Genomic DNA, 24,117 nt, shown 5'->3' on the forward strand with positions numbered 1-24,117 from the left:
TTCTTAAATTATTAGTACATATGATTTTATCTATTCTAAAGCGTGCTTTTATTCTATTAGTACTTTTTAGTTTGATTTCTTGTATTGATATAAATGGCGTAAATGTATTTCCAAATAGGAAAGATAAAGGTGTTATTTCTGCTACATTAAATGGAGACCAATTTGAAGTCGAAAGTGGGAAAGGAATTTTAGCCTCTGAATTTGTAGTATCAGAGATGAAAAATCGTGATGATTACTTTTTATTAACAATCTATGGGATTCGTGTTAAAGATGGAGGAAAGGCTTTGGCTTTTGGATTTAAGATTGCAGGAATAAACCTAGAGGAGCTAGCAAGAGGATCTAAATTCTCAGAATGGAATTTGATAAAAAATTCTGAAGTGAATTTTGAAGGGGCCATGGGAGCTGTTGAAATGAGGAAATCCGTGAAATCTGAGGGTCATTTATATCAAGCTAGTTCTAATCATACAGGAGAAATGGAGTTAATAATTACAGATATTGATGTAAACAAAAAATTGATTTCGGGAAGATTCAGTTTTACTGCTTTAGATGAGGTGAATGGAACCCTGATTGAAGTTGAAAATGGGACTTTCGATAATATTAAATGGAAATGGATTTAAAGCGTATTAATTAAGTTTTTTAAAGTAAAAACTACCAAAAACAAACTATAACCAATCTAAAAAAGCTAGATTATGATCAAAACAACAAGATTTAGAAATTTGATAATTGCCGTAGCAGCTACCGCATTTATCACATCTTGTACGGAGGAAACAGATGAAACTCCAGCAATTACAGAAAGTGAAGTAACTATTTCTGCCACCCTTGGAATTAGTAGTTTGGACGATGCGAATGCTAGAACCTCTGATTTGGATTATGGGAATTTTTCGATTGAATCTGTAAAAGTTTCCATAGATAACGTAAAGCTAATTTTAAGGACTACAAGTGAGGACAAAAAGAAGCCAAGTATTGTACAAATAAGAAATAATGAGCCACAGATTTTAAATTTGGTTGAAGATGGTGAAGTTCAGATTGTGCAAATAGGCTCTGTCATGGCTGCAGATGGAGTATATGGCAAGTTAAACTTAGATTTTGTTCATGCCGATGTTCCTGAAGATGACGAAATGCACGGATTATCCATCTTTGCAAAAGTAAGCTGGTTCGGTGTTCCTGCCGAGGTGTCTATAGATATTGAAGATGAGATGCTAGTACAGTTCAACCAAGGTATCGAAGTGGCAGGTGCTCAAGATATGTTATTGACCATGTATATGGATAAATTCTTGGAAGGTGTTAACCCAGCATTAGTATCTGATGGAAACGGAGATGGATTAATTGAAGTTGGTCCAGATGATGTTGATGGTAATGGTCAAGCTTATGACGAAATCGTTTCAAACATCGAAAGTGCTCTTGAAATGAAAAACGGAAAGTTCAAAGACAAGTAATTCTTATTCGACCTTAGGTCAATTGATTATTGAAAGCATCAATCTAGTTGCCACTGGTAAGTTGGATTGATGCTTTTTTATTGATTTTGAATGCCTGCAATTTCATTTTCAACCAATCTTTATGTTGATTTTAATCGTGATGACAGAAGAAATTACTTTTTAATGTTTAATATCTTTTATAAATTTTAATCAGTGTTGTCCTTATTTTAATTTACTTTAGGAGCATTCGCCCAAGTAACCCAAGTCTAATTATTCAAGAGGGGAAGACTTTCATTTTTAATCAATTTTAAAATCTGTCCATGTCCATTAAGGTTGCTATTAGGCATTTTACTAGATACGATTACGATCGTCATATTTCTTTGGGACCCCAGGTCATTCGGTTAAGACCTGCACCACATTCCCGAACATTTATTAAAGGATATTCATTAAATATAAAGCCCGAGAACCATTTTATTAATTGGCAACAGGATCCTTTTGGAAATTACCTAGCAAGAATTGTATTTCCTGAAAAAGTCAAGTTTTTTGAAATAGATGTGGAAGTGATTGCCGATATGGTAGTTATCAATCCTTTTGATTTTTTTGTAGAAGACTATGCGCAAACATTTCCATTTGCCTATGAAGAAGGCCTAAGTGCCCAATTGGGTCCTTATTTGGAGAAAAAAGAATCAGGACCTTTATTGATGGAGCTGGTCGCGAAAGCCAAAAGCTTACTCAAAAAAGATATGATTACAGTGGATTATTTGGTGGCTATTAACCAACTAATCAGTAATGAATTGAAGTACAATGTCAGGATGGAGCCGGGGGTCCAAACTTGCGAAGAATCTATGTTTATAAAATCCGGTTCTTGTCGTGATTTTGCTTGGTTGATGGTGATGGTACTCAGACATCTAGGTTTGGCATCAAGATTTGCTTCAGGATATCTAGTCCAATTGAAATCCGATGAAAAATCCCTCGATGGACCTTCCGGACCAGAAGAAGATTTTACAGATTTACATGCTTGGACCGAAGTATTTGTGCCTGGCGCAGGATGGATTGGGTTAGACTCCACCTCTGGGTTATTTGCTGGTGAAGGGCATATTCCATTGGCATGTACCCCTAGTCCTCAGGATGCAGCACCGATTTCCGGAATGGCTGAACCTACTGAGACTACTTTCCATTTTGAGAATCAGGTAACAAGAATTGAAGAAACTCCAAGGGTGACCAAGCCTTACTCGGAAGAAGTTTGGGAAAAAATAATCCTGGTAGGAGATCGAGTTGATGAAGATTTAGTTGCGAATGACGTACGCTTAACCATGGGAGGTGAGCCAACTTTTGTTTCAGTTGATAATCAAGATGCCCCGGAATGGAATACCGATGCCGATGGCGAACATAAAAGAAGTTTATCCAATATACTTTTCCATAAATTAAAAGGGGAGTTTGGAAAAGGGGCCTTAATGCAGTATGGTCAAGGGAAATGGTATCCAGGAGAACCGCTTCCTAGGTGGAAATTGGCTTGTTTTTGGAGAAAAGACGGCCACCCAATTTGGCATGACGATTCATTAATGGCAGATATTTCCAAGGATTATAAACTCAATAGCCGACATGCCAAAAGCTTCATGAATAATTTGGTAAAGCAGCTAAATGTCGATAAAAACAATATTTCTCCATTATACGAAGATCCCTTTTATTTTATTTGGCAGGAGGGAAGAGTTCCTGTGAATATTGATCCCAAAAAATTCAACTTAAAGTCATCCTTAGAACGACAAAAACTTGCTGAGTTATTAAATAAAGGTTTGGGTAAACCAGTTGGTTTTGCTGTTCCATTGGAATGGGAACTAAATGAACAAAGGTGGCAAAGTTGTAGATGGAAATTTAGGAGAGATGATTTGTATTTAGTGCCAGGAAATTCTCCTGCAGGCTTGAGACTTCCATTGGATTCTATTGAGCATACTGCTGAAAAGGACGAACCTATAGCACCTATTCAGGACTTGTTTGCCCCAGTAAAAAAGCTTCCAAAATCCTCCAAGAAATTAAGCTCAAAACTTCCTCCCATTAATTCTAAAAGGATTTTTAAAACCACTTTGGTAGTAGAAGTTCGAGAAGGGAAGCTTTTTGTGTTTTTTCCCCCAACCACCCATATAGAGCATTACTTGGACCTTGTCAGTGCGGTAGAACGGACAGCCAAAAAAATGAACTTACCTGTGTTGATAGAGGGCTATGACCCTCCTTCGGACAAGAGGGTAGAAAAAATGATGATCACTCCCGATCCAGGAGTAATTGAAGTAAATATTCAGCCTGCCAAATCCTGGAAAGAGGTATTGCATAACTACCGAATACTGTATGAAAAAGCAAGGGAATCCAGATTGATCAGTGAGAAATTTAATGTGGATGGAAAGCATACCGGAACAGGAGGAGGAAACCATATTACTCTTGGCGGGACTTCCCCAGAAAATAGTCCTCTGCTTAGAAGGCCTGATGTATTGCGTAGTTTTATTACCTATTGGCAACACCATCCTGCATTATCCTATTTGTTTTCTACTCAATTTATTGGTCCGACTAGTCAGGCTCCAAGAGTGGACGAAGGAAGAGATGATATGCTGTATGAGCTGGAGTTGGCATTTCAGCAAGTGCCAGACGGCAAAGAAAATGAAATTCCGTTCTGGATGGTGGATAGGATTTTCAGAAATTTATTAGTAGACATTACAGGAAATACCCACCGGGCTGAGTTCTGTATTGATAAGTTGTATTCTCCTGATTCAAGTAGCGGTAGATTAGGAATTCTTGAATTTAGAGGATTTGATATGCCTCCTCATTATAGGATGAGCATGGTGCAATTGCTTTTGATTAGGGCCTTGATGAGTTGGTTTTGGAAAGAACCTTACAAGCACAAGCTAGTGAGATGGGGGACTTCTCTTCATGATAAGTTCTTATTACCACATTACTGCCAAAAAGATATGTTGGAAGTAGTGAATGATTTAAAAAGAGCGGGATACGATTTTGACGTAAATTGGTTTGATCCTTTTTTCAGTTTTAGATTTCCGTTTATAGGAGAGTTGCAGTCAGATGAAATCCATATCGATTTAAGAATGGCTATTGAACCTTGGCACGTATTGGGCGAAGAAATTTCAAGTTCGGGTACAGCAAGGTATGTTGATTCTTCCCTAGAACGTTTACAAGTAAAAATTACCGGATTGACAGATTCTCGATATGAATTGCTTTGCAATGGTTTCAAGATTCCTTTGAAAAACACTGGAGTACATGGGGAATATGTTGCGGGGATCCGATATCGAGCATGGCAACCATTTTCAGCATTGCATCCTACGATAGGAATTGATACCCCTTTGGTTATTGATCTGTATGATACATGGACCAAAAAATCTGTGGCTGCCTGTCAATACCATGTCGTACATCCGGGTGGGAGGAGCTATGATAATTTTCCGATCAACAGTAATGAAGCAGAAGCCCGAAGAATTTCTAGATTTTTCGACTTTGGACATACAATTACCAAGGAGAATCCTATTAATTTCACGGTAAAAGACGACCATCAAACTGGAAGGTATATCACCAAGTTGGATGGACCTATCGAATACGAGGATAGTTCGGAAATTGTAAATCCTGAATTCCCGTATACAATGGACCTTCGTCGTTATAAAAAAAGATGAGGGTAAACTATAGAATGTGCAATTAGTTCAAAGTAGAGGAATGATTGAGTCATATCTTATTGAAAAGATGTTCAATAACGCGCCATTTCTGGATGAAATGGCCACCGACCAAGGTAAAATACATTCCCACTGGGAGCGCATAGCCAAATACTACGACCAGATTGGCTCGGAGAAAATGCGGCAATTTCAAGAGGAAGTAAGCCGTCAACTTCGTGAAAATGGGGTAACCTACAATGTATATGGAGATCCAGATGGGATGAACCGTCCTTGGATTTTGGATCCTGTTCCCATGGTTTTCAATACGGAGGAATGGGAAGGAATTGAGAAAGGATTGATTCAAAGGACTCAGCTATTAAACCTGATTCTCAGTGATTTATATGGTGATCAAAAATTAATCAAAGAAGGTCTAATTCCTTTTGAGTTGATCTATAATCACCGGGGATTTTTAAGACAAGCCCATGATATCAAATTAGAAGGGGAACAACAACTGATTCAATATTCTTCAGATTTGGCCCGAGGCCCTAATGGAATGATGTGGGTGCTTCATGACCGAACAGATGCTCCTTCAGGTGCTGGATATACATTTGAGAATAGGGCAGCGATGACTCGGGTATTTCCAGAACTGATCCGAGAAAACCATGTTCGAAAAATCACCTCTTATTATCAAACATTCAAGAATACCTTAGGACACCTTACCAACAATAAGGAAAACCCTCGAGTAGTTTTGTTATCACCTGGTCCTACTAATGAAACCTTTTTTGAACATGCCTACATCTCTTCGTTTATGGGATTTACCTTGGCCTTTGGAGAGGATTTGACGGTAAGCGGTGGGTATGTCTGGCTAAAAACCATCAAGGGGCTGGAAAAAGTTGATGTGATTATCCGTAGGGTGGATGATGTTTTTTGTGATCCATTGGAGTACAAAAACGATTCACATTTAGGGGTAGTGGGGCTAATGGAGGCAGTACGTCAGAAAAAAGTATTGGTCATTAATCCTTTAGGTTGTCGTGTAATGGAAAATCCTGGCCTAATGGCTTTCTTACCAAAAATATCCAAACATTTATTGGGGCAAGATTTAGTATTGCCATCAGTAGCTACCTGGTGGTGCGGCCAGCCTAAAGAGAAAAAATTTGTTTTTGATCATATTGAAACGCTGGTCATTAGAAATATTTATAGAGGGACCAACCATAAATCAATTTTTGGAGGTGATCTCAGCAAAGAACAAATACAAGGTTTAAAGAAACAGATTGAAAAGAACCCCTACATGTATGTAGGACAGGAAATGGTGGACTTCTCCACATCTCCCTCCTGGATCAATAACAAACTGGAAGCGAGGAATGCAGTATTTCGAAGTTATGTAATTGCCGATTCGGAGAACAATAATTACAAAGTAATGCCAGGTGGGCTTTCGCGAAGCTCTCCAGAAAAAGGTGCTTTCTTGGTTTCCAATCAAACAGGTGGAATCAGTAAAGATACATGGGTGTTGGGTAAGTCTAAAGAACCCATAACCATCGTTTCCAAAACGATCAAGGCTCAACCTTTGGTAAGAAATGTCCTGCCAAGTCGTACTGGAGAAAGACTATTTTGGCTAGGTCGATACTTAGAGCGATCCTCCTATGCGGTTCGATTAATGCGTATGACATTATTGTCCTATAATGAAGCTGACGAAGATATCCATATTCATGAGACTCCTGTTTTAAGTACCTTATTAAGAACTTTAACCATTTTAACAGGAACTGGTCCTGGCTTTATGGAAAAAGCCACTTTAATGAATCCTGAGGATGAATTGTTGGATTTGGTCCATAAAATTGACAAGCCCGGAAGTTTAGCGTATTCAATTCAATCTTTCTTAACCAATGCCTATGCAGTTCGAGATAGACTAAGTTTGGATACCTGGAGAATTCTAGATAGTATCTCAGAAGAGTTGAATAAAATGCGACAAAGCAATACTTCCTTGATGCAAGCCTACCATAGTTTGGATAATATGGTAGTCAAATTAATGGCTTTCTATGGGTTGAATATTGACAATATGACTCGGGAAACAACTTGGCATTTATTGAATATTGGCCGCTTTATTGAATCTGCAGCTAACAATTGCACCATTCTCAGAGGAATGTTGTGTCAGTCTTTTGATTCAGAATCCAACAAGGAACTGATGGAAGATACCCTGCGCTGTAATGAGAGTTTGGTAACTTATCGTTATCGCTATAGATCCAATCTGGAATTGCATGGAGTATTGAGTCTATTGATCTTACATGAGGATAATCCAAGATCCTTGATTTATCAATTATTGGAAATAGACCAACATTTAAAATCATTACCGAATCAGGATGATCATGAAATGTTTGGGGTGGATCGAAAAAAGTTGTTGGAAGCAATTACCAAAATAAGGTTATGCGATATAGATTTAATTTCAACTCCAAATCCGGAAACGGGAAGCTTTAAGAATTTGACCACCTTATTAGATCAGATTGTTGAATTGTTACATGATACTTCTGATAGGATATATGAGAAATATTTCAGTCATACAGGATCTGGATATAGTATGATTCAAACCTCTGTCATTCCTGAGATATGAAATACCAAGTAATACATATCACGGATTATATTTACGAGTTTCCTGCCACCCTGTGCCATAATTTGATGTTTCAAATACCGCAGGACTTGGAGTTTCAGAAGGTGAATAAATATGTTTGTGAAATCAGTCCTAAGCCAAGCTCAGAAGTAGAAAGAGTGGATTTTTTTGGGAATAAATACCTGTATTTCTCGGTGGAGCGATCCCATAAGAAACTTACCGTTACTTCGCAGAGTTTGTTGGAATTGAGTACACCGAGTTGGATTTATGTGGACCCTAAGTCTACCAAACCCTGGGAAGAGGTGGTGGAATGGTTACATACGACAGAGGCTCCCAATGATATCAGGCAATATTATTTGGAGTCAAACCATGTGGAATTTATAGAAGGTATCAAGGAATATGCATTAAAGTCCTTTACTCCGAAGCGACCAATCATGGAAGCAATGCTTGATTTAAATACCCGAATATTCAAGGATTTTGCCTTTACTCCTGGGTTTACAGATATCAGTACGCCTCTTCAAAAAGTGTTTGATCATAAGAAAGGCGTTTGTCAAGACTTTGCTCATTTTTCATTAGCCTGTTTGAGATCATTAGGACTTTCGGCCAGGTATGTCAGTGGGTACATAGAAACCTTGCCTCCTCCGGGAAAACCCAAGCTGATAGGATCTGATGCATCCCATGCCTGGATCGCGATTTATATACCTGAACATGGATGGGTAGAATTTGATGCAACCAATAATTTGCTGGTCAATGATAAACATATCCGGGTAGCGGTAGGTCGGGATTTTGCAGATGTCACCCCTCTTAAAGGGATCGTTTACAGTGGTAGTGAGCAGGAAATGAAGGTGAGCGTGGATGTGACGAATCTGGAGGAAGAATTATTGATATAAAGCCGACTCTAAACCTTCTTATGGATCGAGTTTTAAAGGTATTGATCTTGGTTAAGGAAGATTTTCCCAATTGATTTGAGGGCTATTGTCCTTTTTAGCTCTTTGGTGCATACTATTTAACTCGATACTCTGATCAAAAAAACCTCCATTTTGTAAATAGAAATCTCCGCTGATTTCACCACCTGCAAAATCCTTCCTGTAGCCTCTTTTTGCAATATCATCTCCTGTGAATTTTGCTTCAGTGAGCTCAATCCACTCACCTTTGTCATTCCTTGCCCATTGATTGGAATAGTGAGCCGAACGTTGAATATTTCCAGATTCAGGGATAAAGTTCTCCAAAAAGGAGTGAGGCCTTTTATACCAGGTATCTGTTTTCGGTCTTAAAAAGCTTGCAATTAGTACCCAATTACCTACTTCAGGGTCCATGAAATAAGCAGTATAAATCGTATTACCTTTTCCATCTGGTTCAACTGAATTCAGAAATTTGTAGGTGTCGCCGGCTTTCCAAGGGTAAACTAAATAGCTTTGACCTCCAGAACCTTCGTTACCGAATTCACCCGTGTATACCCCATCTCCTTTTTTCAGGAGTAAGATTCTTTCCTCTTCAGGGATAGTAGTTGGGTCATCAGTTTGGAAAGGGCTCCAGACTGAAAATAAAATCCTCCTTTCATCAGGGCCGTTCACTTGGATTCCAAAATACCCTTCTCCAAACCCATTGGCCATAAAATAGGAACCAATAGGGTCTTGTCCCTCAGGAACAACCACTTCATTGTAAAACCATTTAAACTTCTGGCTATCGGGCAAGGAATAAGTTAGGTGAACAGAAGGTCCACGGCGGCCCCAATAAAAGCGGTTGTTTTCATTGTCTTTGACGAATTCCAACATGAGATCCTCCTTGGAAGCAAGGATTAAATTCTTGATGTTGGCAAAGTGTTCCCCGGATTTTGTCAATCCATTCAATCGGAACTGATTATATCCTTCTTTGAGTTGAAACTTTCCTACCTCCATAGAACCAGATTGTCCTGCTTCTAATCTTACTTGGTGGCTTTGATCTAATGAAATAGATAATTCTGAATTGGATTCTTGAGGAAGCAGATCTAGGGCTAGAAAAATGGTTTGGTTCCGTTCCGACTTTACATAAATACTGAATTCTGATTGATCATCAATCCAAGTTTCAATTCCATTTTCTCCAATCTTTTCTTTGAAAGTTCCTGCTGTTTGGTAAGTATTTCCTCCTAATGGTATATGGAGATTATGTTCAAATGAAACAGAAGAATCCTCTTCGTTTAAAGTGCAGGCAAACGTGATCTGGAGAGCGATAAGCAGGATTAAAAAGCAATAAAACTTCATGCGTTAGGAGGTTTTGATGCCAAATATATCATCAAAGGCAGCAAAATGAGTGGTTTTTGTGATGAAGTTATCAATTGGAAAGCTGGAACTGTTTTGAAATAAGCGTTTTAAAGGCTCTAAAAAGTCCAACCTAAACCAAAATAAATGGACTCAGGTAATCCTACTCCTGTTCTGAGCATAAAGTGTTTTCCTGGTTTTTGAAGTCGATATCCGGTGGAAAAGGAGACGATTGGAATCTCCGAATCCACTTCTTTAAATCCGATGTTTGGACCTGCACTGATTTCAAAATGGTTGGCCTTTTTACCTGTAAATACGCCATATTGGAGGTACGTAAAATTTCCTTTCCCTCCCCATACTCCATAAGCACCAATTCCAAACCTTAGATAGGTAGCCGTAATCCATTTACCCTGAGGTAAGGAAATAATCCGTTCGTAATTAGACGTGGCTGCAGCATATAAACCCGCAAATCCCAAACTCCCTTGAAGGGCATTCTTATAGAATTCTGGTCGATTATCTATCGTTTGTGCCATTGTTTCAACTGAAGCATAGTTAAAGCATAAAAAGAATAGAATGATATAGAAGTAAAATTTCATTTGGATAGGTTTTGGGTGGTAAAAACTATTCTTCTTCAATGGCGATATGTTTTTATGAAAATTACATTAAATGTGCTACATCTAGACTAAAATCATCTAAATTATTTCTGGCTTGTTCTTTATACTTTTTTTGATTTCCATTCATCAAAAAATGATAGAAAGAAACTCCTTCAAAGTGAATTGCCTTTCTGGTTTGGATGTATTAGTATAAATTAAGTGATTAAGATTTGGGCTTTAATTATTCTTATCTCAAATCAAATCACCACCTAATATTATTTTATGAAGAAATTTTACCCTGCTATTAACCTCCTTCTTTGTCTAGGACTTATTTTAAGTTGTAAATCCAACGAATATGGGTTTACCAATAAGGACATAAAAAGTAGTCAAAAGCTGATTGGTTTGAATTTTGAAAAGCCTGCAATAAAAACCATGAGCGGGTATTTAGGAAGGAATAAGTCAGGGTATGATAGTTTGAGAAGCTATGAAATTTCCAATGAAACCTTTCCTGCAATAACTTTTGATCCACATCCCTTAGGCTTTGTTTTTCCAGAGAAAGTTGAAAATCCTGAATTCATTATTCCTGAACAGTTAGAAGTACCCGACAACTTTGAAGAGCTTGCCTTTTACACCATACCCCAGCTTGCCTCATTGATCAAGAACAAGAAAGTGACCTCAGAGGAGCTTACCCGTCTTTTTATTGATAGAATCAAACGCTTTGATGATCAGTTGGAATCGGTAATTACGCTTACTGAGGATTTGGCAATGAAACAGGCCAAACAAGCAGACAAAGAACTAGCTGCCGGTAACTACAGAGGGATTCTACATGGAATCCCTTATGGCGTAAAAGACCTGATGGCAGTAGAAGGATATCCCACCACTTGGGGGGCAGCACCTTACAAAGATCAAATGATTGATTATACCGCTACAGTGGTTAAAAAATTGGAAGACCAAGGAGCAGTCTTAGTAGCCAAATTAGTTTCCGGTTCCCTTGCGAGAGGGGATGTATGGTTTGGAGGGAAAACCAAAAATCCTTGGGATACTACTCAGGGAGCTAGTGGTTCATCGGCAGGATCTGGATCTGCAACTTCTGCAGGTTTAGTCGCTTTTGCTTTGGGAACAGAAACGTTAGGCTCAATAACATCTCCGGCTACCAGAAATGGGGTTACCGGATTACGTCCAACTTATGGAAGAGTCAGTAGGTCTGGAGTGATGAGTTTAAGTTGGTCTATGGATAAAATTGGGCCTTTAGCAAGAACTGCAGAGGATTGCGAAATCATTTTCAGCGCGATTTATGGAAAAGATGACAAAGACCCAAGTACCAATGAGGTTCCATTCAACCATGTTTCTAAAAGCCCAAAAGAGTTAAAAGTAGCCTATCTGAAGAAAGATTTGGACAAGGACACTACAGCGATGGGAGATAATCTCCGGGCTTCTTTGGAAATATTTAAAGGAATGGGGGTAGAACCTGATTCCATCGCTTTGCCGGAAAATTTTCCTTTTTCCAGTTTTGATATTATCCTAAGATCGGAGGCGGGAGCTTTTTTTGATGAGTTGATTCGATCAGGAGAAGTGGATTTGATGGTAGAACAGCATGGGGGCTCCAGAGCCAATTCCTTGAGACAGTCCCGGTTTATCCCTGCAGTGGAATATCTTCAGGCTAATCGTCAGCGAAGGCAATTGATTGAAGATGTTAATCAGTTGTTCAAACAATACGATGTCATCATTGCTCCAAGCTTCAGTGGTAGGCAGTTGCAGATTACCAATCTTACCGGGCATCCAGTAATTTCAGTCCCTAATGGATTTGATAAAAAAGAACGGCCAACCAGTTTTACGTTAATTGGTAATTTATACGATGAAGGTAGTATCCTGGCATTGGCCAAGGCTTTTCAGGGTGCAACTGATTTCGAAGAAAAACATCCTCCAAAATTTATTGATTAGTAGGATTGATAACCAAATTAAAAGATGTCTTAAAAAGAAGGTTTAAATAGGCCTATTCGCGCAACAGGAATACTGGAATTCTTAAAAGAGTTAATTTATCAAATTCCTGAATTTTCAGTCGAGCAGGAGATAGAATTAAGAATTAATTGCACCTATATTTTTTCCTCTATCCCTAATCTTAAACCTGTAAAAATTCCAAGTTTATTGGCCCCAAACCTTACTTTTTATCCTCAAAAAGAAATTTTAAAAGAGCAGCTGAATAAATTGGCTTTGGATATTAAATTCCATCTCAGCGAGTGGCTTTCAGAACATTTTAAAAAGAATGAAATAGGAGAGTTTCAGTTTGAAGTAATAGTGCTATCCAGGCAAAAAAAACCGGAGGAAAATAGAAAATATGTTGGCATTTATCCCCTTTTGTAGTGGGAAGTCTCTCACTGGAACCCTTTGATTAATGGAGTTAGCGCATATTTCAGATGAAGAATTTGATTCTCATTACCCTCTTAAAATTCGAAAGGTTTCAGGTACCCAATGGACGCCAATTTCGGTAGTAAAAAAAGCAATAGCTTATTTAGGAGTAGATGAGCAATCTATTTTAGATATTGGTTCAGGTGCAGGCAAATTCTGTTTAATTGCAGGAGCTCTAGTCAATTCCAAAATAATAGGGATTGAGAAGAAAGAAAGCTTGGTCAAGTTGTCCCAAAAACTTATGGTTGAATTCGGTCTTAAAAATGTCAGTTTTATCCATGGAGATATTAAGGAACTTGACTTTTCCCAATTTGATCATTTTTACTTTTTTAACGCCTTTGAAGAGAATGTAAACCTGAATGATCGTCTAGATAGAGACTTAACGATTGATCCGGAATACCATCAAATCATGATTGACTGGCTTAATCAGAAGTTTGATGAAGCACCAAAAGGAACGAAAATTGTAACCTATTGTGGGGATTGTCGAGAAATCCCAGATAGCTATAGTTTAGTTAAATCCAGTAATCGTGGGAAACTTAGATTTTGGGTTAAAAGAGATTGATTTAGGATTCCAAACCTTTTTATCAAAACACTTGTATTAACTTTTATGAGAGTCCTGACATTATTTTTTCCATTGTTATTGCTGTTCAGTAGTATTTCATTTGGGCAGGACGTGGTGTTTGAACTCAATTCAAATGGAGAGTATTTCTCTACTAGTGAATACCAATACATTGAGGTGATTGACCGAAGAAAAAACAAGTCAGGCATCGGGGTGATGTTTGATTCAAATGGAAGGAAACATGTCGTCAAACTCAAAGGGTCCTTAGAAAAGGAAGCATTGGATTTATTTCAAGAAAAGGTAAAAACAACTTCTAATACCTTTCATAGAATTCAAGTTCATATCATGGAATTGGAACTGAATGAGAAACTCAATACGGCTACCAAACTTTATGAGGGTGGAGTTCATATGAAGCTAAGCTATTTCCTCATTGGAAAAGCTGATCCAATTCCTTTAGTTGACTATACTGGAAGTTTGAATTATAGAAGAACTCCCAATCGTGGAGATCAAGTAAGGTATGTTGTGAATGGTATTTTCCATAAATCTCTTGAGTTTTTTGATTCCTGGGAAAAGGCACAAAACCTTGGAAACCCAAGTTTGGCAAAAAAAGTAAGACTTAAAATCACAGATCAACTGAGAGATAGTACAAAGGATACGGTGTTTTATCATCCAGATCGACCTTTAAATTGGGGTGATTTTAGAGATTCGCCTCAGCCTAGTAGTAATTTCAATGCCACCATTTTTTCGAGCTTTTCCATGGCAGGAACATCCGTGATGGATAATGGTACCATCGTGCAGGAACTGGATTTTAAAGTTTATATGCTTCCTAAGCAATCTTGGGTCAAGCATGCAAGTGATTATGGAATAATGCATGAGCAACTCCATTTTGATGTGGTGCGGATCACTGTAGATCGTTTAATCCATCGTTTACAAAGTTTAGAGCTAGATCCCGAGTTCTTTCAGGCTACTTTAAATACAGAATATTTGGATGCAATGCGGGAGCTTTCAAAAATTCAAGAACTGTACGATGGGCAAACACGACATGGTCTGGATAAAATAAAGCAGGCGGAATGGAAAGTAAGAATAAAGAAAGCTTTAGCTGGTGATTGGGAGGAAATTGAACAGTATTTAAATCAATAAATCCTTACATCAATTTTCCAATTTCATAGCTAATAGTGAGTGGTTTTAAGAAATAAAATAATACCTGACCGTTTAGCTAGTTATAAAACCAAACAGGCAAAAAACTCGAAACTCAACTAAATTATGGTGATATTACTAGAGGGAATTTAATCTAATTCTTTGAAAAGGAGTAAGAAAGGATTTTAAATCGGTTTTTTAACATACACCCAACTATAAGACAAAATAGTATGAGTTTACAAATCAAATCAACTGCGGATGCCTATGACGTGATTATTGTGGGGTCTGGAGCAGGAGGTGGAATGGCCTCCAAAATTTTATCAGAAGCCGGGCTTACTGTAGCCGTGGTTGAGGCAGGAGGGGACTTTGATCCTGCTAAAGAAGAAGATAGAACCCAATTGCGTCCCCCTTGGGAATCTCCGAGAAGAGGTGCAGGAACGCGCATTAGGCCTTTTGGGGATTTTGATGCCGCTATAGGTGGATGGGATATGGAAGGAGAGCCCTACACTAGAAAAAACGGAACTCAATTTGACTGGTTCCGGTCTAGAATGGTGGGGGGAAGAACCAATCATTGGGGAAGGATCTCTCTTCGATTTGGCCCCAATGATTTTAAAAGAGCAAGTATTGACGGACTGGGGGATGATTGGCCGATCGGTTATGATGATTTGAAGCCCTATTACGATAAGGTAGACCAGTTGATAGGCGTATTTGGTTCAAAGGAGGGTATTTATAATGAACCGGATGGTTTTTTTCTTCCTCCACCCAAGCCCAGGTTGCACGAATTATTTATCAAAAGAGGAACTGATAAGGCCAATATTCCAATGATCCCTGGTCGGCTTTCAATGCTGACCCGTCCGATCAATAATGAGCGGGGAGTTTGTTTTTTCTGTCGTCAGTGTAACCGTGCCTGTCAGGTTTACGCGGATTTCTCGGCTGGAACCTGTCTAGTCCATCCAGCTATGAAAAAAGGAAAGGTGGATTTGTATACCCATTCCATGGTTCGAAAAGTTACCACCAATGAGGAAGGAAAAGCCACCGGGGTTTCTTTTGTGAGCAAACAGGACATGAAAGAATACAAATTGAGATCCAGAGTAGTGGTCTTGGGAGCATCTGCTTGTGAGTCCGCTAGAATTATGATGAATTCCAAATCCAAGACCTTTCCAAATGGAATTGGAGGTGACTCGGGGGTTTTGGGAAGATACTTGCATGATTCTACCGGGGCCAGTAGGTCAGGGATTCTTCCTGCTCTATTCGGTAGAGATCGCTACAATGAAGATGGAGTTGGAGGAATGCATATGTATACTCCTTGGTGGTTGGATAACAAGAAACTGGACTTTGCAAGGGGCTATCATATTGAATATGGGGGAGGAATGAGTCAACCTGGGTATGGAGAAGGATCTGGTATGGATTCTATGCGGAAATATTTGAAGGATGAATTTGGGAATCCCAAAGAAGGCGGAGGATACGGAGAAGGTTTGAAAAAGGACGTAAGAGAGCTTTATGGGGCAAGAATAGGTATGGCTGGAAGAGGGGAGAGTGTGCCCCGATATGACAATTATTGTGAGATTGATCCAGATACCGTAGACAAATATGGTATCCCGGTACTTCGCTTTCATTACAATTGGACAGATCAGGAAATCAAGCAGGCCAAACATATGCAGGACACATTTGAAGAAATTCTGACGAATGCTGGGGCCATCCTATTGGGCAAGAAGCAAGGTCCCGAAACGCAATATGGCCTGGCTGCTCCTGGAAGAATTATCCATGAGGTAGGAACGGTAAGAATGGGCAATGATCCTAAAACTTCTGTACTAAATTCCAATTGCCAATCCCATGACTGTGACAATCTATTTGTAGTAGATGCAGGACCTTTTGTTTCCCAAGCAGATAAAAACCCTACCTGGACAATTCTGGCCTTGAGCTGGAGAACTTCGGAATATATTATTGATCAGTTAAAAAAGAAAAATATCTAGGCCATGAATAGAAGAGAAAACTTAAAGCTACTTTTTACTGGCTCTATTGGTACTGGTCTTATATTAACTGGTTGCTCACCAGAAGAGCAGGCCATGCCTCAGGTGCATTTACTAGAGGGTGGAACCATTGGAGGAAGAACGGACGAAGAAATACAGAGGGATCAGGAATTGTTGTCGGAGACGTTTTTCACCGAGGATGAACGCAGGAAATTAAGCACATTAGTGGATATTATTCTTCCTAAAGATTCCGAATCTCCTTCCGCAACAGAAGTAGGGGTAGTGGACTTTATAGAGTTTATGATGAAGGACCAACCTGGTAACCAAACCAGAATGCGGGGAGGATTGATGTGGTTGGATTTTGAATCAGACGAAAAATTCGGAAAATCATTCAATGAACTCACCGATAGCCAAGTGCTGGAAATTGTAGAATTGGTAGCCTGGCCAGATAGGGCGTCAGAGGAATATCAAGGTGGAGTTAGGTGGTTTAACCTATTGAGAAACCTGACCTGTTCTGGCTATTTCTCTACGCAAGCAGGTTGGAATTATATTGGATACAAAGGAAATCAACCGAATGTCTGGGATGGGGTACCACAAGAGGTCATGGACAAGCATGGGTTCAAACTAGATGAAAAATATATACCTATTTACCTAAAACCTGAAGAGCGTGGGATAGTTGCCCAATGGGATGAAGCCGGAAATTTGATAGGATAAATTCTATTTCAAATTTGGTTATTAAAAAACCTCCCAAACTATATGTTTCAAGTTTGGGAGGTTTTATTTTTAGGTGGAAGGAAAAGGAGGTTACATAGGAATATTGAAATACTTCATGGTTTCCTCATAATTGCTATAGTCCACTTCAGGGTTTAACCTTCCTCCTGGAATCACGCCTGGGATGATGACATAGCGGAATTGATTGTCACAAAGTGAAATTATTTGGTTATCAGGAGCAGGTCGAGTTCCCTTATGTAAAATATAAAGTCTTAATAAGCCAGTATCCATGGTATGGAATAAGTAATCCCAGGTACCTAAATCGTAAAACATATCAAATGGTAATGCAGTTATTTCATCTGGCATCCAGGAGTTTTGACAAAACTTCGCATAAACGAGTACTATCCCATTATTTACCACGCTGGAAGTAAAATTCGAGGATAGGATATTTACATATCGTCCTGGTTTTGCTGGAGTCAAAAACGGATAAGTACCTGCCGGAATAAAGGTCCAATCAGTTTTCTTGACAGTTATCCAGTCTGAATAAATTACTTGCGCTGGTGTACCTGGTTCTCCTTGAGGACCTTGTTCACCTTGAGGTCCTTGTTCACCCTGAGGACCTTGTTCACCTTGAGGTCCTTGCTGACCTGCCGCTCCAGTCGCTCCTTGCGGACCTATGGCCCCTGTTTCTCCAGTATCTCCTTTAATACCTTGGGGCCCCTCGGGTCCTTCGCAGGCACTAAAACATATTACTATTAGAAGTAGGAATGAGAGAATTTTTGGTTGAATGTTTTTCATAACTAAAATAAGGTTGTTGGTATGTTGTAAAATGTATTACCTCCAATCTAATTATAAAAAATTGTATTTTATTAATATTCAAAAAGTTATATTAGTAATTATTATTTGACTTAAGGAGCCTCAAATAAAATATTCTCTCCTAATTCTTTACTCCTTTAATTCATACCATTCTATATCTTTTAAAGGGGCTCTTCGTCCCACATAAGCTTCCGGGGCATAGTTTGCCGCTAAATAGTCTAAAATCAGAGATTCATTATTTCCTAAATCCCATAAACCTTGCGTTTCTTGCATCCACTCAATTTTGACTTTCCATCCTTCTCGTGTAAACCGATTTTGAAGGATCAATGCACTGGAATGGCAGGAAGTACAGTTTGCTTTGACAAGTTCAAAACCATCACCTTTCACTAAACCGGTTTCTACATCCTTGCCATCTACAAATTGGCCATTACCAGAAACAAGAGTGGGAGATTCATTATTGGAATTGATAGTTTGTAAAGTGGGAGTAGGGCCATTGGATAAAGTCAGGAACAAAATTCCTCCTGTTATGAGTAGGATCAATATAAAAAGTGCGATGACTCCTTTGATAATGCCCTTAAACAAATGTCTTTGATCTTTTGATGATTTGGTTGAATGATCTTTCATCTTTCTCAGCTAACTTTTACAGCAATTCTATGGCAAGCATTATTCAGGTATCCTTTGGGGTTCCATCCAGGGATTACCATAGGTTGTGCAGTTCCTTCTCTATCTGTGGCCTTGGCCCAAATTTCATAATAGCCTTTTTTGGGAAAAGATAGTTCTATGGACCATTCTTGCCATGCAAGCCGATTGACGGGTGCTTTTAAATCACATTTTTTCCAGGTAGCTCCAAAATCCGTGGATACCTCCATCGAAGAAACTTCCAGTTCACCAGCCCATGCTTTTCCTCTCACTTGTAATTTTTTTTCCAAGCCAAATATGGCTCCTGATTTTGGATAGGTAATCAAGGATTTAACAGGCATGGATTCGATAATTTTCATATCCTCATCTGGGACTTTTTGACCAGGTGCTACAGGATAGGCAGGAACACGGTACGCATCTCCCATCATCTTTGGTCCATCATGAACTTGATTTCTGAGGACCAATTTATGAAGCCATTTACCCGAAACGGATGCGGGCCATCCACCACATACCAGTCTGAGAGGATAGCCATGAGGTAATGGAATATCCTTCCCATTCAATGCCCATGCGATTAATGTCTCATCTTGTAATGCTTTAGCTAAAGGAGCGCCTCTAGAAATTACCACCTCATCGGGTTTTCCATTTAAATGTTTGTCCGCTCCATAATACCCAATATAAACTGCGTCTGATTTGATCCCCACGTCTTGCAAGACATCTTTCAAACGAACTCCTGTCCATTCTGAACAATACACTGCTCCCTCTTCCCATTGGTTGCCGGATGCTGGGGGGTAGAAACCAGCTCGACCATTTCCCCCACATTCCAATACCAGTTGGTAAGTATACGGCTTGAACTTCTTTTTAAGATCCGCAATCGTATATGTTTTTTCCTGTTCCGCAGATTCACCTCCAATAGTCAACGTCCAATTGGCTGCATCCACTTCCTCTGGCATGATCCCATTATTGCGAATAAAAATTTTATCAAATGGAGTGATTGGATCATCCAATAAATGCGGTTTTGCTTCTACATTCCAAGGAAGTTCATTCCGAATAATCATTTCTTCATTTTTACCTTCCATGGGGTTGGATTGCATGGATACTCCAATGGGAATGTATCCAATAGGCATTTTCGAAGCATGCACGATTTCTGTTCCTAAGGTTGCTGCAATAGAAGCGAGGATACTTTTTCTCAAGAAGCCTCTTCTTCCTTGTAAAGGATAATTGGGAGACTGTAGGCTTTTGGTTTCGTCAGCTTTTGACATTGGATAAAATTGGGCTAGGTGGTGTTTTCTTTTGAAATAAATGAAAGGAAATAAGTTTCGCAAAAAATCTCAATGAGATATATGGTATTAATTGTTATTTTATTTTTAATAAATTAAGTAAGAAAATGAGAGAATGAAATTAGAATTTCCTCCAAGCTCAAGAAACTGTTTTAAGAGGTAGCCTGTTCTTTTTTCAAAAGCTATTTTTAACCTTAACCTTAGTAACAAATGAATTACAATTTTATAGGTGATACTGGACTTTTGGTATCTGAATTATGTTTTGGAACGATGACCTTTGGAGGGCAGGATGCAGGGATGTGGGATCAAATTGGAAAACTTCAGCAAAAGGAAGTAAATGAGATGCTTTCGGCGGTAGTGGATTCGGGAATTAATTTTATTGACACAGCGAATGTGTATTCCTATGGACAATCCGAACAACTATTAGGTCAGGGTTTAATTGATTTGAAAGTTCCAAGAGATGAAATAGTCATTGCCACCAAGGTTTTAGCCAGAATGAATGACAAACCGAATAGTACGGGATTATCTCGCTATCATATTTTTAATTCTGTAGAGGCAAGTTTAAAGCGTTTGCAGTTGGATTATGTGGATATATTATATGTACATGGTGTAGATCCAGCTACATCCCTAGAGGAAACGGTTCGTTCCTTGAATGATATTGTAGAGTCAGGAAAAGTTAGGTATATCTCCATTTGTAATTGGCCCGCATGGATGGTAGCAAAAGCCCAGGCAATAGCTCATTATAATGGCTATCATAAATTTATCGGGCTTCAATATTATTATGCTGCCATAAGCAGAGATATTGAACATGAATTGGTCCCAATGGCGCAAGACCATAACTTGGCAATTTTTCCATGGAGCCCACTAGCTGGAGGATTCTTGACAGGTAAGTTTACCAGAGAAGGGGCCGATTCGGGAGCTAGAAGGGCGAATTTTGATTTCCCACCTATTGATAAAGAGAAGGCCTATGACTTGGTGGATGTGATGGGAGAAATTGCAAAGTCCCATGGTGCGAGTATTGCTCAGGTGGCCTTGGCTTGGGTGAGGCAACAGCCTGGAATTACCAGTACCATCATTGGAGCGAAAACTTTAGATCAGTTACATGCAAATATAGCTTCTACTGAAGTTCAGTTGACGGAAGCTGATTTGGATAATATTGATAAAATAAGCCCACTTCCAAAGCAATATCCAGGCTGGATGGTTGAGAGACAGTCCGCATATAGGAAGTTATAACCCAAGGATAAATAGCGAGCGTTTCTAATAAAAGGAACGCTTTTTTTGTTTTCAATTAAAGAGTTGTTAGCCCTCTGAATTCTGATAATTGTTTTGAACATTACTTTATTAAAAAAAAGGAGGCCTTGAATATTGAATTCTTACCATAAATAAATTGTTATTGAAGCAAACCCGCTTGATTTTAAGCATTTGATACAACCTTATGAAGCTATTTATAAAATACATGGTCAGTTTGCGCTGCAAAATGATGGTTAAAGAAGAGCTTCATAAACTGGGGATTCATCCAATGACTGTGGATTTGGGGATGGTCGAGTTGGCGGAAGGTCTAAGCGAGATGCAGCTCTTGAGATTAAAAACTAACCTGAAAAAGTCTGGTTTGGAGCTTCTGGATGATAAAAAAAGTATCATCATAGAAAAGATTAAAAACATCATCGTTGAGATGATCCATTATTCCGACGAGCTTCCAAAGGTTAACTATTCAGATTACATCAGCGAACATTTAGGATATGATTATACCTATTTGGCAAATATTTTTTCCGAGGTAAAAGGCATCACTATCCAGCAATTTATTATCCTTCATAAAATTGAAAAGGTAAAGGAGTTGCTGATCTATGATGAGCTAAATCTAACTGAAATTTCCTATAAAATGCATTATAGCAGTGTCGCCCATCTTTCCAATCAATTTAAAAAAGTCACAGGTTTGACTCCTACTTTTTATAAAAACCTAAAAAATAAGCGAAAGAAAAATTTAGAGAATATCTAAATGATCTAAGTATTTCTGCTGATTTAAGATTGGCAAAAACCTCTAATGTGGGTTTTATGTAACTTTCCTACAGTTTGATGTAACACTTCCTAAAGGGATTAGAGCGAAATTTGTAATAGAGCTTTACTAACATGTATTCGTTAAGTGCGCCTTACCAAAACAAATGACCATGTCCAAAGATAAAAATGGAAAGGATAAATCAGGATCAAAAGCTCCTTTGAAAACCCTTAAGGAAAAACGGGAAGCTAAGTCCATCAAAAAAAAGCAAAAAAGAGAAATGGACTAATTGTCCAATCTTTTGCAACCTATAACCTAAATCATCATGGATCATCCAGATTTTGAAAAGTCCCTACCTCATGTATCGGTAGACTCAATCGAGTATGTTTCAGGATCAGTGGTCACTCGCTCCATTCTGAGTCAAAATACCGGTTCGGTTTCACTTTCTTCTTTTGATTTAGGAGAGATACAAGCTGCTAAATACTCACCCTTTGACCATTTAATTCAAATTATTGAAGGGGAAGCTTCGATTACGATTGATGAGAAATTGAATACGGTAAGAATAGGTCAAGCCATCATTATACCTGCTCATGTGAAACATTGGATTAAAGCTGACAAACGCTTCAAAATGATTTCTACCTATATAAAAAGTGGTTATGAAGACATCAGCATCTAAGACTAAACCAAAATACAATGAAAGAGCAAGAAGAAACCAAATTCAAAGCTGGTCAAACCGTTTTTGCCAAAGTAGACCCTTCCGTCAAATTGATCATTAGGAGGTATTATCAACAAATCTACTATTGCCAGTTTGCGGAAGATCTTAAGAAAAAAGAACTGGCTCTCTTTGAGAGAGAAATCCAAGAATAAGTAGTCTTGATTTCTAAAAATTAACCCAACAGATGAAAATCAAATGATACAAGAAATAAAAGAGGAAAGTTCACATTCACTAAATAGTAGAAAAAACCAAGAACCAAGAATTGCCTATTTTATTTTGGTTCACAGATATCCGGAACAGTTTAAACGGTTATTTAAAACAATTTATCATCCGGAAAATCACTATCTGATTCATGTTGACCAAAAGTCAGTTTCTGGCGTTATTCAGGAAATTAATAAATTTTTGTTGGGGTATCCAAATGCCTATACACTTACCAGTGAACGAGTATCCTGGGGTGGCTACAGCATGGTTCAATCAGAGTTAAAAGCCATGGTTTACCTGCTTAGCCATTCTTTGAAATGGGATTTCTTTATCAATCTCAGTGGGCAGGATTTTCCCTTAAAATCACAGGAATCCATCATTGATTTCTTAGCAGAGAACCCAGGGAAGAATTATCTAAAAATTGCTAATCAATCCCAAGAAAGACCAAATACTATGAAACGCATTGACCATTACTTTACAGAAACCAATTCTGGTTTTTCAGGTACAGAGGCCAAGCGTGCATTTATGAAGAATGTGACATCCTATATAGGAGGGCGGTGGATGATTTTGACCCGTTCTTGTTGTGAATTTATTTGTAATAGCCCTGAGATAAAGAAATTTGAAGACTTCTACCAAAACACCTTGAATGCAGAGGAGTCCTTTTTTCAGACTGTACTAATGAATACATCGTTTTCAGAAGAAATCACCAATGATGACAAACGTGCGGTAATTTGGATCCCCGATGGTGGTATGAATTTACGCCCCAAGACTTTAACTATTAACGATTTATTATTTCTACAAGAAGGGGACAATCTTTTTGCAAGGAAATTTGACATGCAAATAGATGAGGCTGTTCTTGAAGTTTTGGAAATGAATCTTAAAGCTGAAAAAGTAGCAATTTTTCTGGAAAAAGCTCTTCGTCCGAACGAATCAAGAAAAAAGGTCTATTTAGAATCCGCTTCAGGTATTTCTTCCTCCTTAACCAACAACTAACATGAAAATCTTAAGGAGTTGGAGAGAGCAAAAAATAATGTTGAAACAAAGGTTTTCGGTATTGATGGATATGGATTTTGACTATGCCGAAGGACAAAGAGAAAAAATGATGGAAAGACTTTCCAAAATATTAAAGATAGACCGAGAGGAATTGGATTTGCTATTTGAGGAACTCCAGACCTATTAACTAAATAAAAACGCTTGAATACAGCTATGCT

General features: G+C 38.5%; 21 protein-coding genes. 16 read left to right on the forward strand and 5 right to left on the reverse strand.

Annotated features, from left to right (window positions below; translation table 11 throughout):
• The first annotated feature begins 20 nt into the window (after positions 1–20).
• From JYB62_RS03605 to JYB62_RS03625, 5 genes are all read left to right on the forward strand, one after another.
• Complete coding sequence (locus JYB62_RS03605) at positions 21–617, forward strand: hypothetical protein (protein WP_205644064.1); 597 nt, start codon at positions 21–23, stop codon at positions 615–617.
• Between the two features lie 72 nt (positions 618–689).
• The gene (locus JYB62_RS03610) at positions 690–1,436 is read left to right on the forward strand and encodes a hypothetical protein (RefSeq protein WP_205644065.1); all 747 of its coding nucleotides are present in this window, start codon (positions 690–692) and stop codon (positions 1,434–1,436) included.
• 299 nt (positions 1,437–1,735) lie between these two features.
• Entirely contained in the window at positions 1,736–5,077 is a 3,342-nt protein-coding gene (locus JYB62_RS03615; protein ID WP_205644066.1) for a transglutaminase family protein, read from the forward strand.
• 40 nt (positions 5,078–5,117) lie between these two features.
• On the forward strand, positions 5,118–7,655 hold the full coding sequence (locus JYB62_RS03620) for a circularly permuted type 2 ATP-grasp protein (protein WP_205644067.1): 2,538 nt from the start codon (positions 5,118–5,120) through the stop codon (positions 7,653–7,655).
• Positions 7,652–8,542: a transglutaminase family protein gene (locus tag JYB62_RS03625; RefSeq protein WP_205644068.1), complete on the forward strand. Its 891-nt coding sequence runs from the start codon at positions 7,652–7,654 to the stop codon at positions 8,540–8,542. The genes JYB62_RS03620 and JYB62_RS03625 overlap by 4 nt, the downstream gene beginning before the upstream one ends.
• Positions 8,543–8,593: 51 nt before the next feature.
• On the opposite strand, the gene JYB62_RS03630 is transcribed toward JYB62_RS03625, so the two are convergent.
• Complete coding sequence (locus tag JYB62_RS03630) at positions 8,594–9,892, reverse strand: DUF3472 domain-containing protein (protein ID WP_205644069.1); 1,299 nt, start codon at positions 9,890–9,892, stop codon at positions 8,594–8,596.
• 116 nt (positions 9,893–10,008) lie between these two features.
• A complete protein-coding gene (locus tag JYB62_RS03635; protein WP_205644070.1) occupies positions 10,009–10,485 on the reverse strand; it encodes a hypothetical protein in 477 nt (158 codons plus the stop codon).
• A gap of 279 nt (positions 10,486–10,764) precedes the next feature.
• On the opposite strand from JYB62_RS03635, the gene JYB62_RS03640 reads away from it, so the two are divergent.
• The 5 genes from JYB62_RS03640 (at position 10,765) to JYB62_RS03660 (ending at position 17,268) form a co-directional block, all read left to right on the forward strand.
• The gene (locus tag JYB62_RS03640) at positions 10,765–12,423 is read left to right on the forward strand and encodes an amidase (protein WP_205644071.1); all 1,659 of its coding nucleotides are present in this window, start codon (positions 10,765–10,767) and stop codon (positions 12,421–12,423) included.
• Between the two features lie 451 nt (positions 12,424–12,874).
• Entirely contained in the window at positions 12,875–13,450 is a 576-nt protein-coding gene (locus tag JYB62_RS03645) for a class I SAM-dependent methyltransferase (protein WP_205644072.1), read from the forward strand.
• A gap of 45 nt (positions 13,451–13,495) precedes the next feature.
• Entirely contained in the window at positions 13,496–14,587 is a 1,092-nt protein-coding gene (locus JYB62_RS03650; RefSeq protein ID WP_205644073.1) for a hypothetical protein, read from the forward strand.
• Between the two features lie 227 nt (positions 14,588–14,814).
• Positions 14,815–16,557 (forward strand): GMC oxidoreductase, encoded by a 1,743-nt coding sequence (locus JYB62_RS03655; protein ID WP_205644074.1) that lies wholly within the window; start codon positions 14,815–14,817, stop codon positions 16,555–16,557.
• Positions 16,558–16,560: 3 nt separating this feature from the next.
• A complete protein-coding gene (locus JYB62_RS03660) occupies positions 16,561–17,268 on the forward strand; it encodes a gluconate 2-dehydrogenase subunit 3 family protein (RefSeq protein ID WP_205644075.1) in 708 nt (235 codons plus the stop codon).
• Between the two features lie 90 nt (positions 17,269–17,358).
• On the opposite strand, the gene JYB62_RS03665 is transcribed toward JYB62_RS03660, so the two are convergent.
• The 3 genes from JYB62_RS03665 to JYB62_RS03675 form a co-directional block, all read right to left on the reverse strand.
• The gene (locus JYB62_RS03665) at positions 17,359–18,063 is read right to left on the reverse strand and encodes a collagen-like triple helix repeat-containing protein (RefSeq protein ID WP_205644076.1); all 705 of its coding nucleotides are present in this window, start codon (positions 18,061–18,063) and stop codon (positions 17,359–17,361) included.
• A gap of 147 nt (positions 18,064–18,210) precedes the next feature.
• The gene (locus tag JYB62_RS03670) at positions 18,211–18,705 is read right to left on the reverse strand and encodes a hypothetical protein (RefSeq protein ID WP_243431431.1); all 495 of its coding nucleotides are present in this window, start codon (positions 18,703–18,705) and stop codon (positions 18,211–18,213) included.
• A 5-nt stretch (positions 18,706–18,710) separates the two neighbouring features.
• On the reverse strand, positions 18,711–19,979 hold the full coding sequence (locus tag JYB62_RS03675; protein WP_205644077.1) for a sulfite oxidase: 1,269 nt from the start codon (positions 19,977–19,979) through the stop codon (positions 18,711–18,713).
• Between the two features lie 228 nt (positions 19,980–20,207).
• Between JYB62_RS03675 and JYB62_RS03680 the strand changes: the two genes are divergently transcribed.
• From JYB62_RS03680 to JYB62_RS03705, 6 genes are all read left to right on the forward strand, one after another.
• On the forward strand, positions 20,208–21,230 hold the full coding sequence (locus JYB62_RS03680) for an aldo/keto reductase (protein ID WP_205644078.1): 1,023 nt from the start codon (positions 20,208–20,210) through the stop codon (positions 21,228–21,230).
• Positions 21,231–21,432: 202 nt separating this feature from the next.
• Positions 21,433–21,993, forward strand: coding sequence for a helix-turn-helix domain-containing protein (locus tag JYB62_RS03685; protein ID WP_205644079.1), 561 nt, complete (start codon positions 21,433–21,435; stop codon positions 21,991–21,993).
• Between the two features lie 322 nt (positions 21,994–22,315).
• Positions 22,316–22,666, forward strand: coding sequence for a cupin domain-containing protein (locus tag JYB62_RS03690; RefSeq protein ID WP_205644080.1), 351 nt, complete (start codon positions 22,316–22,318; stop codon positions 22,664–22,666).
• Positions 22,667–22,683: 17 nt separating this feature from the next.
• Positions 22,684–22,857, forward strand: coding sequence for a hypothetical protein (locus tag JYB62_RS03695; protein WP_205644081.1), 174 nt, complete (start codon positions 22,684–22,686; stop codon positions 22,855–22,857).
• A gap of 43 nt (positions 22,858–22,900) precedes the next feature.
• Complete coding sequence (locus JYB62_RS03700; protein ID WP_205644082.1) at positions 22,901–23,899, forward strand: beta-1,6-N-acetylglucosaminyltransferase; 999 nt, start codon at positions 22,901–22,903, stop codon at positions 23,897–23,899.
• Between the two features lies 1 nt (position 23,900).
• On the forward strand, positions 23,901–24,086 hold the full coding sequence (locus tag JYB62_RS03705) for a CsbD family protein (protein ID WP_205644083.1): 186 nt from the start codon (positions 23,901–23,903) through the stop codon (positions 24,084–24,086).
• Positions 24,087–24,117: the final 31 nt, after the last annotated feature.

This window comes from Algoriphagus lutimaris, assembly GCF_017051705.1.
Lineage (GTDB): Bacteria > Bacteroidota > Bacteroidia > Cytophagales > Cyclobacteriaceae > Algoriphagus > Algoriphagus lutimaris.